We start from the raw sequence: 16,160 nt of genomic DNA on the forward strand, positions 1-16,160 counted from the left end.
GCACAACGGGCGCCTACGTAAGGCGCCCGTTGTGTTTATAGCGCGATCTCAATCTCACCTTTGGCTCGGCAACAACAGGGAAGAATCTCGCCCTGTTCCACAAACGCCAGCGGCGTTTCGGCGTAATACACTTCGCCTTTGAGCAAGCGCGTACGGCACGATCCGCAATAACCTTCCCGACACTGAAATTCCACACAAATATTTTGTGCTTCAAGCATTGCCAGCAGATTGGGATGATCGTCTGCGCACTCCAGCCGGGTGCCGGAAGTGCGCAGAATAACGATGGAGCGACTCATGCTTACAGCTGGAAGTCGTCGAAGTCGTTTTCACCCACTTCAGAGTCGATTTGGCCGACCAGATAGGAGCTGACTTCTACTTCCTGCGGTGCAACCTGAACGTTATCAGACACCAGCCATGAGTTAATCCATGGAATAGGGTTAGAGCGCGTCTGGAACGGTAAATCAAGGCCGACCGCCTGCATACGAATATTGGTGATGTACTCAATGTACTGGCACAAAATGTCTTTATTCAGGCCGATCATTGAGCCGCCACTGAACAGATATTCCGCCCACTCTTTTTCTTGCAGCGCCGCTTTCTTGAACAGCTCAAAACACTCTTCACGACATTCAGCCGCAATCTCTTTCATTTCAGGATCGTCTTCACCGGTGCGCAGCAGGTTCAGCATGTGCTGAGTGCCGGTCAGGTGCAGCGCTTCATCACGGGCGATCAAACGAATGATTTTGGCGTTGCCTTCCATCAGCTCGCGCTCGGCAAAAGCAAAGGAGCAGGCGAAACTAACGTAAAAGCGAATGGCTTCCAGCGCATTGACGCTCATCAGGCAGATGTAGAGCTGTTTCTTCAACGCACGCAGGCTAACGACAACCGTTTTGCCGTTGATCTCATGCGTACCTTCACCGAACAAGTGCCAATGGCTGGTCATCTCGATCAGGTCATCGTAGTAGCCGGAAATATCTTCCGCACGGGCCAGGATCTGCTCGTTGGTCACGATGTCATCAAACACCACCGCGGGATCGTTAACGATGTTACGGATGATATGGGTGTAAGAGCGCGAGTGAATCGTCTCGGAGAACGCCCAGGTTTCAATCCAGGTTTCCAGCTCTGGGATCGAAATCAGCGGCAGCAACGCGACGTTCGGGCTACGACCCTGAATCGAATCCAGCAGCGTTTGATATTTCAGGTTGCTGATAAAAATGTGTTTTTCATGCTCGGGCAACGCCTGATAATCGATACGATCGCGTGAAACATCGATTTCTTCTGGACGCCAGAAAAAGGAAAGTTGCTTCTCGATCAGTTTTTCAAAAATGTCATATTTTTGCTGGTCAAAGCGCGCCACGTTAACCGACTGACCGAAAAACATCGGCTCTTTCAGCTGGTCATTTTTGTTTTGTGAAAAGGTGGAGTAGGCCATAAAAACTGTCCAAAAGTAGACGGGACGCGCAAGAGTCCCGTGAAATGACTAAGGCGGGATAAGCTCCCGCCTGACCGTTAGATTTTACATGCGCCGCTTTCGCAGCCGTCATCCTGGATTGAAGGTGCCATGTCATCCTGCGCATCTTCAGCCCCGTCACGGGTGTTTTGGTAGTAAAGCGTTTTCACGCCGAACTTATACGCCGTCAGCAGATCTTTCAGCAACTGCTTCATTGGCACTTTGCCGTTGGCAAAACGCGAGGGATCGTAGTTAGTGTTCGACGAAATTGCCTGGTCGATGAACTTCTGCATCACGCCAACCAGTTGCAGATAACCGTCGTTGTTTGGCATTTCCCACAGCAGTTCATACTGATCTTTCAGGCGCTCATACTCGGGTACCACCTGACGCAAAATCCCGTCTTTAGAAGCTTTGATACTGATATGACCGCGTGGCGGTTCAATGCCGTTGGTGGCATTGGAGATCTGCGAAGAGGTCTCAGACGGCATCAGCGCAGAGAGCGTTGAGTTACGCAGGCCATGGGTTTTGATCTGCTCACGCAGGCCATCCCAGTCCAGATGCAGCGGCTCGTTGCAGATGGTATCGAGATCTTTCTTATAGGTGTCGATCGGCATAATGCCTTGCGCATAGGTGGTTTCATTGAACCACGGGCAGGCACCTTGCTCTTTCGCCAACTCATTCGAGGCTTTCAGCAGGTAGAACTGAATCGCTTCGAAAGTTTTATGCGTCAGGCCATTGGCACTGCCATCAGAGTAGCGCACGCCATTTTTCGCTAGATAATAAGCGTAGTTGATTACACCTATACCCAAGGTACGGCGGCCCATTGCGCCACGCTGTGCGGCTGGGATCGGGTAATCTTGATAGTCGAGCAGGGCATCCAGCGCACGAACTGCCAGCGTTGCCAGCTCTTCCAAATCGTCCAGGCTTTCAATTGCACCCAAGTTAAACGCTGACAGCGTACACAGCGCGATTTCACCGTTCTCGTCGTTAACATCGTTCAGCGGCTTGGTCGGCAGCGCGATTTCCAGACACAGGTTGGACTGGCGAACCGGCGCGATGCTGGCATCAAATGGGCTGTGTGTGTTGCAGTGATCGACGTTCTGAATGTAGATACGGCCGGTTGAAGCACGTTCCTGCATCATTAAGGAGAACAGATCCACCGCTTTAACGCGCTGTTTACGGATGCTGTTGTCTTTTTCATATTTGGTGTAAAGACGTTCGAATTCATCTTGATCGGCGAAGAACGCATCATAGAGGCCCGGCGTGTCTGACGGGCTGAACAGGGTAATATCTTCACCTTTCAACAGGCGCTGATACATCAGCTTGTTCAGCTGCACGCCGTAGTCCATGTGACGTACGCGGTTGCCTTCAACGCCACGGTTGTTTTTCAACACCAGCAGGCTTTCAACTTCCAGATGCCACATTGGATAGAACAAAGTCGCTGCGCCGCCGCGAACACCGCCCTGAGAGCAGGATTTAACTGCCGTCTGGAAGTGCTTATAGAACGGGATACAACCGGTGTGGAACGCTTCGCCACCACGAATTGGGCTGCCCAGTGCACGAATACGGCCTGCATTGATACCGATACCGGCACGCTGCGAAACGTATTTCACAATGGCGCTGGAGGTGGCGTTGATAGAGTCGAGGCTGTCACCACACTCGATCAATACGCAGGAGCTGAACTGACGCGTTGGCGTACGCACACCAGACATAATTGGCGTCGGCAGTGAGATCTTGAAAGTTGAAATCGCATCGTAGAAACGCTTGATGTAATCCATGCGGGTATCACGCGGATAACCGGAGAACAGACACGCTGCAACCAGGATATACAGGAACTGCGCACTTTCGTAGATTTCGCCCGAAACGCGGTTCTGCACCAGATATTTACCTTCCAGCTGCTTAACCGCCGCGTAGGAAAAGTTCATATCACGCCAATGGTCGATAAACGCGTCCATCTGCTCGAACTCTTCAACGCTGTAGTCTTCCAGCAGATGGCTATCGTATTTGCCCTTATCAACCATGCTGACCACCTGGTCATACAGTTTTGGTGGTTCAAACTGGCCGTACGCTTTTTTACGCAGGTGGAAAATCGCTAAACGAGCAGCGAGGTACTGATAATCCGGGGCATCGCGAGAGATCAGGTCTGCAGCGGCCTTGATAATGGTTTCATGAATGTCAGAGGTTCTGATGCCATCATAAAACTGAATGTGGGAACGCAGTTCAACCTGTGAAACGGAGACGTTGTTCAGCCCTTCAGCTGCCCAGTCCAGCACACGGTGAATCTTGTCGAGGTCAATGCGCTCCTGGCGGCCATCGCGTTTAGTAACGAGCAGACTTTGGTTCATGTCGCGTTTTTACCTTTGCGTGAGTATCCAAAAATTAAAAGAAATCCCGGTTTATACACAGCATATTCATTGTGAATAATGTTGTGGATAAACACTACATCTAGGGGTTCAGGGGGAAATTCATAACAATATGGGGGCATATTCTAGTAATTTGCTGCAGCTTAACAAGAGGAAAAAATGATGATTCTGGGCTTGTTTTTTTGCGAAATTTCCTAGGCCGCGTGTTGTAAGGCTCGCCATCGTGTCAACCGGTTTGATAAAAAATTCCCTTTCTTGAGCGACCGCTGATTTTTCATTCATTACTGACGTTTTTCCAATCTATGGACTAGCGGCTCACTCAATGGATCGAAAAACGTATCGTTAATCAGCGCGGGTTATGCATTTAAACGGTGGGTAAAGGATTCGCTAAGCAAAGGGGAGGAGAATAAATGACAGCGGGCGCGCAAACGGGTTGCGCGCCACACAGATTAGTTTTTGCTGTGACGCGTGTGGATCATGTAGTTCACATCCACGCCGCGGCCCAGACGAAACTTATTGGTCATCGGGTTGTAGTGCAAGCCGATGATGTTCTGCTCGCGCAGCGGGGTTTCATCTACCCAACCCAGTAACTCTGAAGGGCGGATAAACTTTTTCACATCGTGCGTGCCGCGCGGCACCATACGCAGCACATATTCCGCACCAAATACCGCCATCAGCCAGGCTTTGGGGTTGCGGTTGATGGTGGAGAAGAAGACTTCGCCGCCCGGTTTCACCAGACGCGCGCAGGCATGAACCACCGAGCGCGGATCGGGAACGTGCTCCAGCATCTCCATGCAGGTCACCACATCATATTTTCCGGCGTGGGTTTCCGCGTGATCTTCCACGGTTTGCTGAATGTAATCGAGCTTCACGCCCGTTTCCAACGCGTGCATACGTGCCACTTCCAGCGGTTCTGCGCCCATATCCAGCCCGGTAACCACGGCACCTTCGCGCGCCATGCTCTCGGCTAAAATGCCGCCACCGCAACCGACATCCAGCACGGTTTTACCAAATAAGCCGTTGCTGTGTTGCGCAATATAACCAAGGCGCAGCGGATTTATGCGGTGCAAAGGTTTAAATTCACCCTCGAGATCCCACCAGCGTGAGGCAACGGCCTCAAACTTGGCAATTTCCTGCGCATCGACGTTCTGCTGATGATTCTGCGGCTGTGCATTCATTGAATCGTAACTCCTGACAAAATGTTGACTGAGTATAAACGCTTAAGCCGTTGCGGCGCACCTCTCAGACATAAGGAAAAGCGGGTGAAATAGGTGGTTAACGTTCACCAGCTGAATGCAGTGTGATATACTTTCGCACCTTTAAAATCCGGGATTAAGTAGAGGGATAGCGGCTCCATGAGCGACCTTGCGAGAGAAATTACACCGGTCAATATCGAAGAAGAGTTAAAAATTCTTACCTCGATTACGCCATGTCGGTCATCGTTGGCCGAGCCTTACCCGATGTGCGTGACGGCCTGAAGCCGGTGCATCGCCGCGTACTCTTCGCGATGAGCGAACTGGGTAACGACTGGAATAAACCCTATAAAAAATCTGCCCGCGTTGTCGGTGACGTCATCGGTAAATATCACCCACACGGTGATTCCGCCGTTTACGACACCATCGTACGTATGGCCCAGCCTTTCTCCCTGCGTTACATGCTGGTGGACGGTCAAGGCAACTTCGGCTCCATCGACGGCGACTCCGCTGCTGCGATGCGTTATACCGAAGTACGCATGTCCAAAATCGCCCACGATCTGTTAGCTGACCTGGAAAAAGAGACCGTCGATTTCGTACCGAACTACGACGGGACTGAACAAATTCCTGAAGTTCTGCCGACAAAAATTCCTAACCTGCTGGTGAACGGTTCGTCCGGTATCGCGGTAGGTATGGCGACCAACATTCCGCCGCATAACTTGCGCGAAGTGATCAACGGTTGCCTGGCGTATATCGAAGATGAAGACATCAGCATTGAAGGGCTGATGGAGCACATTCCGGGGCCTGATTTCCCGACTGCCGCTATCATCAACGGACGTCGTGGCATTGAAGAAGCTTACCGCACCGGTCGCGGCAAAATTTATATCCGTGCTCGCGGTGAAGTTGAAGCAGATGCAAAAACGGGCCGTGAAACCATCATCATTCATGAACTTCCTTATCAGGTGAACAAAGCGCGCCTGATTGAGAAGATTGCGGAGCTGGTGAAAGAGAAGCGCGTTGAAGGCATCAGTGCACTGCGTGACGAGTCTGATAAAGACGGCATGCGCATCGTCATCGAAATCAAACGCGATGCGGTGGGTGAAGTGGTGCTGAATAACCTTTATTCACTGACGCAGCTGCAAACCTCGTTCGGCATTAATATGGTGGCGCTGCATCAGGGCCAGCCTAAGATTATGGCGCTGAAGGAGATTCTGGAAGCCTTTGTTCGCCATCGTCGTGAAGTGGTTACGCGTCGTACCATTTTTGAACTGCGTAAAGCGCGCGACCGTGCGCATATCCTTGAAGGCCTGGCGATTGCGCTGGCTAACATCGATCCTATCATCGAGCTGATTCGCCGTGCGCCAAACCCGGCGGAAGCGAAAAGCGGCCTGATCTCGCAGTCATGGGCGTTAGGCAACGTTTCAGCCATGCTGGAGCGTGCAGGTGATGATGCAGCACGTCCAGAATGGCTTGACGAGCAGTATGGTATTCGTGAAGGTCAATATTACCTGACCGAACAGCAAGCGCAGGCGATCCTTGATTTACGTCTGCAGAAACTGACCGGACTTGAGCATGAAAAATTGCTCGACGAATACAAAGCGCTGCTTGACCAGATTGCTGAGTTACTGCATATCCTGCAAAACGCAGAACGCTTGATGGAAGTGATCCGCGAAGAGCTGGAGCTGATGCGCGATCAGTTCGGTGACGAGCGTCGTACTGAAATCACTGCAAACAGCGCGGATATCAACATCGAAGACCTGATCAATCAGGAAGACGTTGTGGTCACGCTGTCGCATCAGGGTTATGTGAAGTATCAGCCATTAACGGATTACGAAGCGCAGCGTCGTGGCGGTAAAGGTAAATCTGCGGCGCGAATCAAAGAAGAAGACTTCATTGATCGTCTGTTGGTGGCTAACACCCACGACACCATTCTGTGCTTCTCAAGCCGTGGTCGTCTCTACTGGATGAAGGTTTATCAACTGCCTGAAGCCAGCCGTGGCGCACGTGGCCGTCCAATCGTCAACCTGCTGCCGCTGGAAGCCAACGAGCGCATCACCGCAATTCTACCGGTGCGTGAGTACACTGAAGGCTTCAACATCTTTATGGCTACCGCCAGCGGTACCGTGAAGAAAACCGCGTTGAAAGAGTTCAGCCGTCCACGTAGCGCCGGTATTATTGCCGTCAATCTGCGTGAAGATGATGAACTGATTGGCGTAGCGTTGACCAACGGCAGCGATGAAACCATGCTGTTCTCCGCCGCAGGTAAAGTGGTGCGCTTCGCAGAAACCGCTGTGCGTGCAATGGGTCGTACTGCATCGGGTGTTCGCGGCATCAAGCTGGCAGAAGGCGATCGCGTTGTATCGCTGATTGTGCCACGTGAAGATGGCGCGATTCTGACCGTGACGCAGAATGGTTACGGTAAACGTACCGCTAACTCGGAATACCCAACCAAGTCGCGTGCGACGCAGGGCGTTATTTCGATCAAAGTTACCGAACGTAATGGTCCGGTCATTGGTGCGTTACAGGTCGTCGATAGCGATCAAATCATGATGATCACCGATGCAGGTACGCTGGTACGTACGCGCGTTTCAGAAGTCAGCGTCGTGGGCCGTAACACCCAAGGTGTGATACTGATTCGTACCGCAGAAGATGAGAACGTGGTTGGATTGCAGCGCGTTGCCGAGCCGGTTGAAGAAGAAGAGCTGGATTCAATCGACGGTAGCGTCGCGGAAGGTGATGAAGACATCGCACCGGAAGCGGATATCGATAATGCCGATATCGACGAAGCCGATCTTGAAGACGAAGATGACGCACCGGCTGCTGACGAAGAAGAGTAATCTTTCCGCAGCAAGTTAGGTTCGTCATAACAACGGCAGGTCAGGGAAACCCGGCCTGCCGTTTTTTTGCTTTATTTTTCAGCGTAATGAGGGTCACTTTATATCCGAATAAATCCAGCGGAGAAGCGTATCCCATTGCTAAGGAACTCCACATCCAAACGGATCGGCTGCCCCTCATTTTTTCCCGACGGGCAAATCGTCTAAAAGCACATTCAAAGATTCCCAAATAGCCCGGCAAACCCGCACCCGGCTGGCTTTTTTCGCGTGATAAAGCTAGTGTATGGGCATTCCAAATTCATCATGCGATTAATCTTGCCAACTGCGAGTTTCCTTTGAAATATCCTGTCTCATTTCGCACTACACTTCGCATTTCGCGCTACCTGTTCAGAGCGCTGGCGCTTCTGATCTGGTTGTTAGGCGCGGTACTGACCTCGTTTTACATCATCAGTGTACTGCACGATAAAGAGAGTCAGGTGCGTCAGGAATTCGCCAGTAATTACGGCCTGACAGAGTGGTATATTCGCCACTCAGCAGACATGATGCGTGAGCTGAAATTCATCACCGAAAACCGCTTAACCAATGCCAGCAACGGGCTGGATGTCTTAACCGGTATGATGCCCGGCAAATCAACGCAGCCTCAATTCACACCGCTGTTTTCCGATGGCGATTGCACCTCAATGAGTAATACCTGGCGCAATTCGTTGGATTCTTTGAGTTATTACATTAATTACTGGAAGAGTAATTTCGCCTCTTCTTATGAACTCAATCGGGTGTTCTTTATCGGTGGTGAAAATCAGTGTCTTGCTGATTTCACCATTGGCAGCAGCAATATTGATCGTGAGCGCAGCCTAAAGTCATTGCGTGAACACGTACTGCGCTATCGCAACAGCAATGAAGAAGAGCGACGTAATCCGATGTACTGGATTAATAACAGTACCCAACCGGGCGTGGGCAACTTCTATATGGTGGTGCCGGTTTATGTGGCGAATAAACTGCAGGCATTGTTGGGTGTTGAACAAAATATTCGCCTCGATGAATTCATTCAGCCCGGCAATTTACCTGTTGTGGCCACTATTCTCGATGAGAATAATCGACCGTTAATCTCTTCACGGCGTGGTGGCGTGGGTTTCTCAATGGATGACCTGCCGGATGATAAAACCTGGTTTGGTTATCTCGACGGTTATCGCCAGTTAGTCCTGAAAAAGCCGCTGCCGCCATCAGACTTAAATGTGGTGTGGTCGGTCTCCACCCATGTGCTGGTTGATCAATTAAAGCTGATGATGATCAACGCACTGCTGCTCAATATTTTTAGCGCGGTGCTGTTATTTACCTTAGCCTGGCTGTTTGAGCGCCGCATGTTCCTGCCTGCTGAAGAGAACGCGCATCGGCTGGAAGAACATGAACAGTTCAACCGTAAAATTGTCGCGTCGGCGCCTGTGGGCATCTGTATTTTGCGTACCAGCGATGGCACCAACATCCTCAGCAATGAACTGGCTCATAACTATCTGACCTTACTGACGCAAGAAGATCGCCAGCGACTCAACGAAATCATTGGCGGCCAACAGGTCAATTTTGTCGATGTGCTTACCGGCAGCAATACCAACTTGCAAATCAGCTTTGTTCACTCTCGCTATCGCAATGAGAACGTCGCGATTTGCGTGTTGGTGGATGTCTCCGCGCGTGTTCGCATGGAGCAGTCATTGCAGGAAATGGCGCACGCGGCAGAGCAGGCCAGCCAGTCCAAATCGATGTTTCTCGCCACGGTCAGCCATGAATTGCGTACGCCGCTGTATGGCATTATCGGCAACCTCGATCTGCTACAAACTAAGAAATTGCCAAGCAGTGTCGATGCGCTGGTCACGGCAATGAATAACTCTTCCAGCCTGCTGCTTAAGATCATCAGCGACATTCTCGACTTCTCGAAAATTGAATCGGAACAGTTGAAGATTGAACCGCGCCCATTTGCGCCACGTGAAGTGATCACCCATATTGTCGGCAACTACTTATCGCTGGTGGTGAAAAAACGCCTGACGCTTTATTGCTTCATCGAACACGACGTGCCGCAGGCGCTGGATGGCGATCCGTTGCGCCTGCAACAAGTCATCTCTAACCTTCTTAACAACGCCATCAAATTTACCCATACCGGCTGCATTATTCTGCATGCCTATGTATTGGACGGTTATCTGGCGTTCCGCGTGCGCGACACCGGCGTGGGCATTCCCGCGAAAGAGATGCCACGGCTGTTCGATCCTTTCTTCCAGGTGGGTAATGGCGTGCAGCGTAATTTCAGGGGACCGGATTAGGCCTGGCAATTTGTGAAAAACTGATCAACATGATGGATGGTGATATCGAGGTCGATTCTGAACCCGGCATGGGCAGCCAGTTCATTGTGCGTATTCCGATCTACCAAGGTCAGCAACCCTCGCCGCCACTGCTGGAGGGTATGCAGGACAAAACCATTTGGCTGGCGATGCGCAATGAGTACTTAGCCGAATTTATCACGCGGCAGTTGCAGCAGCAGGGCCTTCGCGTGGCGGAATATCTGGGCAAAGTGGGCAATGACGACGTGCTGCTGGCCGATTATGAGTTGGAAATGGATGCGCCATTGCGTGCGGTTATCACCTTTGACGGCGGGCATGCTGATATGCCGCGCGAACGTCAGTCGGGACGTTGGGTTCACAGCACCGCCACGCTGCATGAGTTGCCGACGCTGCTGGCGCGTATCTACCGCATTCCAGTAGAAAACGAAGCCGCAGATGCGTTGTTGTTAGCCGGTGCCGTGGAGGAGAAGGTAAACAACGACGACATTATGGTCCTGATCGTCGACGATCATCCCATAAACCGCATGTTGCTCTCTGAACAACTTGGCACATTAGGTTATCAGGTCAAAACGGCTCAGGATGGTGTGGATGCGCTTAATGTATTGAGCCGCAATGAGATCGATATCGTTCTGACCGACGTCAACATGCCTAATATGGATGGCTATCGCCTGACGCAGCGCTTACGCCAGTTGGGCCATGTGTTCCCGGTAGTGGGCGTCACGGCCAACGCCTTAGCGGAAGAGAAGCAGCGCTGTATGGATGCGGGCATGGACAATTGTCTGTCGAAACCGGTGACGTTAGATGTACTGAAGGTTACGTTAGCGATTTATGCGGATCGGGTACGGAAAACGCGGGAAGGGTAGAGCGGTAGAACGATAGGGCAGAATGAAAAGGCGGTGCTGAGTGCACCGCCTTCAGGAACAGCTTAATCTCTTTCGACTTGCGTCGCGCTAACAGAAGATAAGTAGTTCAGCAGGGCAATATCATTTTCCACGCCCAGCTTCATCATCGCCGACTTTTTCTGGCTACTGATGGTTTTAATACTGCGATTCAGTTTCTTAGCAATTTCAGTCACCAGGAAACCTTCCGCAAACAGACGCAGTACTTCACTCTCTTTTGGTGACAAACGCTTGTCGCCATAACCACCGGCACTGATTTTCTCCAGCAGTTTTGCCACGCTTTCTGGCGTATATTTCTTGCCTTTCTGCAGTGCAGCCAGTGCTTTCGGCAGGTCAGTTGGTGCACCTTGCTTCAGCACAATTCCTTCAATATCAAGATCCAATACTGAACTCAGAATTGCCGGGTTATTGTTCATGGTCAGAACGATAATCGACAGGTCTGGATAGTGACGTTTAATGTATTTAATCAGTGTAATGCCATCACCATACTTTTCACCGGGCATTGAAAGATCGGTGATCAGAACGTTAGCATCCAGTTTGGACAAGTTGTTAATCAGCGCTGTTGAGTCTTCGAACTCACCTACAACGTTAACCCATTCAATTTGTTCCAGAGATTTTCGGATACCGAAAAGAACAATTGGATGGTCATCGGCAATAATTACGTTTAAGTTATTCATCTTATTGGTTACCTTGCTGCAGCAGTTGTTTGACATAAGCGTCAATATCACTGGTGGTATTTGTAATGTTTGAATCGTCACACGCTTTAATGTGTTGTTCTAACTCTTCACAAAGCTGTTTACCTGGCGTCAAATTGAGCATGGCAAACACGCCTTTTAGGCGATGCGCTGTCTGAGCAAGCGAGGCGTAGTCCTTTTCCGCCGACTCAGTATACAGTCTCTTTACATCATCCGGTACTGTCTCAGTAAACAGCTGGAAATAGCCCCCGCTCATAAGCGGTGTAGCAGCCTCTTCTTCGGCGTCATCCTCCATAACATCATGGGACAATTGCTTCTCAATCAGCGCCAGCAACGCATCCAGTAACGCGCTGCTGAGATTGAAATTAACCCGATATTGCTGTTCGTTCAGTGCGTGATAACCTAACTCATCCTCAGCCAGCAACAAAGCCCAGCCGCTGAGTTTCGCCGGATCGTCAGTCACTAATACGTCATGATCTTGTCCTGAAATACGCTCATCTGGCGTGAGACAACGTGCGCCCCAGCTCTCTAAATGGCGACATACGATTTTGTGCACATCCTCCACGGCAATTTCTACCAGTGCGGTCACGCCGTCGAGAATTTTCTCTTCTTCCTCAACGCTTTTTTGCTCCAGCGCCAGCGGCAACTGCATATTGTAGCGTGTGCCGATGTCAGCTTTTGCCACAATTTCCAGACTGCCACCCATCTGCTTGCACAGCTGTTTGCACAGGAAAAATGCCATGCCGGAAGCTTGTCCATAACGATCCTGGCTGGTGTCGCCAAGGAACGGGAAATCAACGTTTGCCAGTTCATCAACCGTTAATCCAGCGCCGGTATCAACCAGTTCGATAGTCAGACGATCGGCACGCTGCTCCAGCGCTTTGACATCCAGTGAAATCTTGCCCCAGCGCGTGGTCGTTAAGGCGTAATGCATCAGCGTGGTCAAAACCTTACGCAATGCGCGACGATCGCCGAAACGCATCTCATCGTTGGGCTGATGATTATTCATCACCAGCGAAAGCCCTTTACGGCGCATCAGTGGCAAGCTTTCCAGCGCGATCTCATCCAGCAGATCTTGCAGATTAAATACCGTGGCATCTGGCGACCAGTCATGCGCTTCAAGGCGATTCAGCAGCACAATATCATCGACAAGGCGCGATAATCCCTGGCTCTCATCCAGCACGTCAAGCACGGTTTCGTCTTCATCGCGCTGGCTCAGCTGTACCAGTTGCGTCACCATTTTTTCCAGCGGCAGGTTGAGCGCGTGACCCAGATTCTGCAGCAATTGCTGACGCATCTGATGGTTACGATCCAGAACTTGCTGCGCTTTTTGCAGCTTCTTATTAACCAGTAATTCCCGATCCTGATCGCGCATCATAAACAGTTGGGTATGCGGCGACAGCATGCTGCGCGCGTGGCGAATCTCATACACTTCGTTGTTAATGGTTGCCTGCAAAACGCCCTGATGCTGATCGGACATATTAATGATTTTTTGCAGATTAAGATGCGGCAAAAGATGTTCTGCGATCTTATTACTCAAAATGGTGCGGTTGCTGGCGAAGTCATAAACCAGTAAACCGACCGGCAAACTGGCGACGATCTCTTCATTTAACACCCGCAGAGAATCAAGCTCTGCAGTCTGATTCTCACTGGGGCGCAGTGATTGCTGACGCAGCAGCGCCATCCCGGCAAGGGAGAGCAGGAACAGCAGCAGATTAATCAGCAACGGCCACAATAGGTTGTGCAATGTATCAACAAATAACCGGGTAACAGGGACGTGGTAAATCAGCTGCAGCGAGGTGCTGGGCAAGGTGGCAGCAATTTCAAGATTGGGGTTCGCTAACGTGATTTGCGTGCTTTCTGCTGTTTCTTCATCGCTGCTATTGGTCAGCGCTGTATCCTGACGCAGCTGGAAATTTTCCAGCGGCATATTTTGCGGAATCAGATCGTTAATCGGCAGATCAAACGCCACCACCGTTGCCAGATGTCCCGGCTGATTAAAGGTGGTGCGCACCGTAAAGTAGTGATCGTTTTGAAACGCCAGATGGCGCAACGGCGAGAAGCTTTCGCGCTCATCCAGCGCATTCGCCTGCTGAAGCATCTCGGCACGGCGGCCATCCACCAGCGAGCTAATCGCGCTCTCTTTATAGCGCGTCGCCATATCTTTCAGCGGCAGCGTAGAGATCATGATCAAGCTGTTATCCTGACCATTCAGGAAATACATCGACCAGGTCGGATTTTCTGCGCCCCATAACGTATCAAGGTAGTTTGACATGCGCATGGTCATATCAAGCGTGCTGCTGTCATGAGAGCCAAAGATCAGCGCTTCCGTTTTACGACGGGTTTTTCGAGATAATAGACATCGGGGCGCAGACGCGTCTCTTGCAAGCTGCTGCTTGGCGCCGTTCCTGCCGCGCTGGTGGCGAGGTTCTCGTATATCTGCCAGGTGGCAAAACGATACGCATCAATACGCTTTTGCATTGCGCGCGCCACATCAGTCATGGCATAGCGTTTCTCAGTAAGCCAGGCATTAACCGAGTTGTGGATAACAAAGCCCAGCGCTAATAGCAGCACCAGATTAAACACTAAAAAGAAGCGGGTGACATTGCCGGATGTCAGGGGAAACTTGTAGAACATAGCGTCTCAGATACCTGAATTATCGCGCAACCAGTCGCGCACTGGCGGCCACAGCTAACAGTAACAGCGCAATCAGCAAAAACGCGCCGCTGAGGCTGATCCATTGGGAAATGAATCCGATTAAGGCCGGACCTGAGAGAATACCCGCATATCCCAGTGTTGTCATGGCGGATATCGCCAGATTTGCCGGCATATCTTGTTGTTTCCCTACCGCATTGAAGAGCATAGGCACCGTGTTTGCTAAGCCAAAACCCACCAGCAGAAAGGCGAACAGCGCCATTTCAGGCCAGGGTAACAATACCGCTAATGTCATGCCTGCCGCCGCCGCCAAAGCGCCCGTCAGCATCACGGGATAGCGACCAAAGCGGTTAATGATTTTGTCACCGCTGAAACGTCCCAGCGTCATCGCAACCGAAAACAGCGCATAGCCGAGACCTGCGTGAGCGGGTGCCATCTCCGGGCTTTGCAGCAGCAGCAGCGCACCCCAGTCGAGCACCGCGCCTTCTGCCAGAAACAGAATAAAGCAAAGCGCACCGAGAAAGGCGACCCAGCCACGCGGGATCACTAACCAAGGTTGTTCGGGCTGATGCAAACGTTCATTCATAAAATTTGGCAGGCGCCAAACCAGTAACAGCAGCATGACCACCATGACAATCAGTACGGAGGTCAGCGGCGTAAGCGCGGCGCTTAACAGTAAGCTCACCGTACCTGCGCCCAAAATGCCGCCCAGGCTAAAAAAGCCATGAAAGCCAGACATCATTGCCCGACCTGACGCTTTCTCTACCTCAACGGCTTGGTAGTTCATTGCCACATCCAGCGTACCCAAACCCGCACCAAACACCATCAGCGACGCTGCCATTAAGGCCAATGAATCTGCCGTGGCTAATAAAGGCATAACTGACAACACAACAAGTGTTGAAAGCAGCATGACGCGACGACAGCCGAAACGACCGACCAGCGTACCGGTAACCGGCATCGCTGCCAGCGAACCAATGCCTAAACAGAGCAATAACGCGCCCAATGAGGCACCGCTTAACTGCAAGCGATCGCGTGCAAAAGGCACCAGCGGCGCCCATGCAGACATGCCTAATCCGTTGATCAGAAAGATGATGCGCGTGCCCCAATAAAGGCGGCTGTTCTGTTTATTTTGCTGTGCGGCGTCCAGTGCGGTCATAGGTAAAATTCATTAGTAGCAAAGCGGCCAAGTGTAACATCGAAGCCGCTTTTATCTGCTCGCCATTCGCTTTTATTAGGCGATTTTCAATAGCGAACTGTCGGCAAAAAGGGAGTTTACCGACTTTTTCGCGTCGCGATTCTTTTCCAGAACTTTCCTGGCATCACCGTCATCCACAAGGTGGACTTAACCCAAATTTCTTCGCGCAATTTCAGTACGTTACTTTATTAAAAAAAGTAAACCGAGATCAAAAATGTGTGCCGCATCACCCAGTGAAACAAATTTTATTAGCCGCTTGCCACCTTTTTAATCACTCTTTTTCAACCTCTTTAAGCAGTTATAGGAAACAGCTGGCAACAAATTGATATGAGAAAACAAAGATAAAGCGCACCCATTCAACTTTATAACGCGAATTTTGTTAATGATAACTAAATTAAAACATAACAAAATCTGTACATTGAAGTTGATTTTTCTGTTCGTTCCGTCAAAGATTGATCAGGTAGAAATCCGAAAATTTATGTATAACAAAATAACTTAAATTAAAAATTCACTCAATCAGCAAGGCTCATAGCCGGTCGCTGAAAATAATTGGCC

At 50.8% G+C, this 16,160-nt stretch carries 6 protein-coding genes and 3 pseudogenes; 2 read left to right on the forward strand and 7 right to left on the reverse strand.

All coding sequences use genetic code 11. From position 1 onward, the window contains the following. Positions 1 to 35: 35 nt before the first annotated feature. From yfaE to ubiG, 4 genes are all read right to left on the reverse strand, one after another. The gene (yfaE, locus tag KQP84_RS09095; RefSeq protein WP_215846126.1) at positions 36 to 296 is read right to left on the reverse strand and encodes a class I ribonucleotide reductase maintenance protein YfaE; all 261 of its coding nucleotides are present in this window, start codon (positions 294 to 296) and stop codon (positions 36 to 38) included. A 2-nt stretch (positions 297 to 298) separates the two neighbouring features. Continuing rightward, on the reverse strand, positions 299 to 1,429 hold the full coding sequence (nrdB, locus tag KQP84_RS09100; protein WP_215846127.1) for a class Ia ribonucleoside-diphosphate reductase subunit beta: 1,131 nt from the start codon (positions 1,427 to 1,429) through the stop codon (positions 299 to 301). 77 nt (positions 1,430 to 1,506) lie between these two features. Next, the gene (nrdA, locus tag KQP84_RS09105) at positions 1,507 to 3,792 is read right to left on the reverse strand and encodes a class 1a ribonucleoside-diphosphate reductase subunit alpha (protein ID WP_215846128.1); all 2,286 of its coding nucleotides are present in this window, start codon (positions 3,790 to 3,792) and stop codon (positions 1,507 to 1,509) included. Positions 3,793 to 4,259: 467 nt separating this feature from the next. Continuing rightward, positions 4,260 to 4,988 carry a bifunctional 2-polyprenyl-6-hydroxyphenol methylase/3-demethylubiquinol 3-O-methyltransferase UbiG gene (gene ubiG / locus KQP84_RS09110; RefSeq protein ID WP_215846129.1) on the reverse strand — a complete coding sequence of 243 codons (729 nt, stop codon included), beginning with the start codon at positions 4,986 to 4,988 and terminating at the stop codon, positions 4,260 to 4,262. A gap of 177 nt (positions 4,989 to 5,165) precedes the next feature. Between ubiG and gyrA the strand changes: the two are divergent. Then, a pseudogene (gene gyrA, locus KQP84_RS09115) lies at positions 5,166 to 7,840 on the forward strand (DNA topoisomerase (ATP-hydrolyzing) subunit A). 332 nt (positions 7,841 to 8,172) lie between these two features. Continuing rightward, positions 8,173 to 11,024, forward strand: a pseudogene (rcsC, locus tag KQP84_RS09120) (two-component system sensor histidine kinase RcsC). A gap of 62 nt (positions 11,025 to 11,086) precedes the next feature. On the opposite strand, the gene rcsB reads toward rcsC, so the two are convergent. The 3 genes and pseudogenes from rcsB to KQP84_RS09135 all read right to left on the reverse strand — a co-directional run bounded on the left by rcsB (position 11,087) and on the right by KQP84_RS09135 (position 15,566). Continuing rightward, positions 11,087 to 11,737, reverse strand: coding sequence for a response regulator transcription factor RcsB (gene rcsB / locus KQP84_RS09125; RefSeq protein WP_215846130.1), 651 nt, complete (start codon positions 11,735 to 11,737; stop codon positions 11,087 to 11,089). 1 nt (position 11,738) lies between these two features. Beyond that, positions 11,739 to 14,392, reverse strand: a pseudogene (gene rcsD, locus KQP84_RS09130) (phosphotransferase RcsD). A 19-nt stretch (positions 14,393 to 14,411) separates the two neighbouring features. After that, positions 14,412 to 15,566, reverse strand: coding sequence for an MFS transporter (locus KQP84_RS09135; protein ID WP_215846131.1), 1,155 nt, complete (start codon positions 15,564 to 15,566; stop codon positions 14,412 to 14,414). Positions 15,567 to 16,160 lie beyond the last annotated feature (594 nt).

The organism is Candidatus Pantoea bituminis (genome assembly GCF_018842675.1).
GTDB classification, from domain to species: domain Bacteria; phylum Pseudomonadota; class Gammaproteobacteria; order Enterobacterales; family Enterobacteriaceae; genus Pantoea; species Pantoea phytostimulans.

What these genes read in the sequence shown, in the direction of transcription:
- yfaE (WP_215846126.1), bottom strand. Translation starts at nt 296, where the DNA reads ATGAGTCGCTCCATCGTTATTCTGCGCACTTCCGGCACCCGGCTGGAG.
- nrdB (WP_215846127.1), bottom strand. Translation starts at nt 1,429, where the DNA reads ATGGCCTACTCCACCTTTTCACAAAACAAAAATGACCAGCTGAAAGAG.
- nrdA (WP_215846128.1), bottom strand. Translation starts at nt 3,792, where the DNA reads ATGAACCAAAGTCTGCTCGTTACTAAACGCGATGGCCGCCAGGAGCGC.
- ubiG (WP_215846129.1), bottom strand. Translation starts at nt 4,988, where the DNA reads ATGAATGCACAGCCGCAGAATCATCAGCAGAACGTCGATGCGCAGGAA.
- rcsB (WP_215846130.1), bottom strand. Translation starts at nt 11,737, where the DNA reads ATGAATAACTTAAACGTAATTATTGCCGATGACCATCCAATTGTTCTT.
- KQP84_RS09135 (WP_215846131.1), bottom strand. Translation starts at nt 15,566, where the DNA reads ATGACCGCACTGGACGCCGCACAGCAAAATAAACAGAACAGCCGCCTT.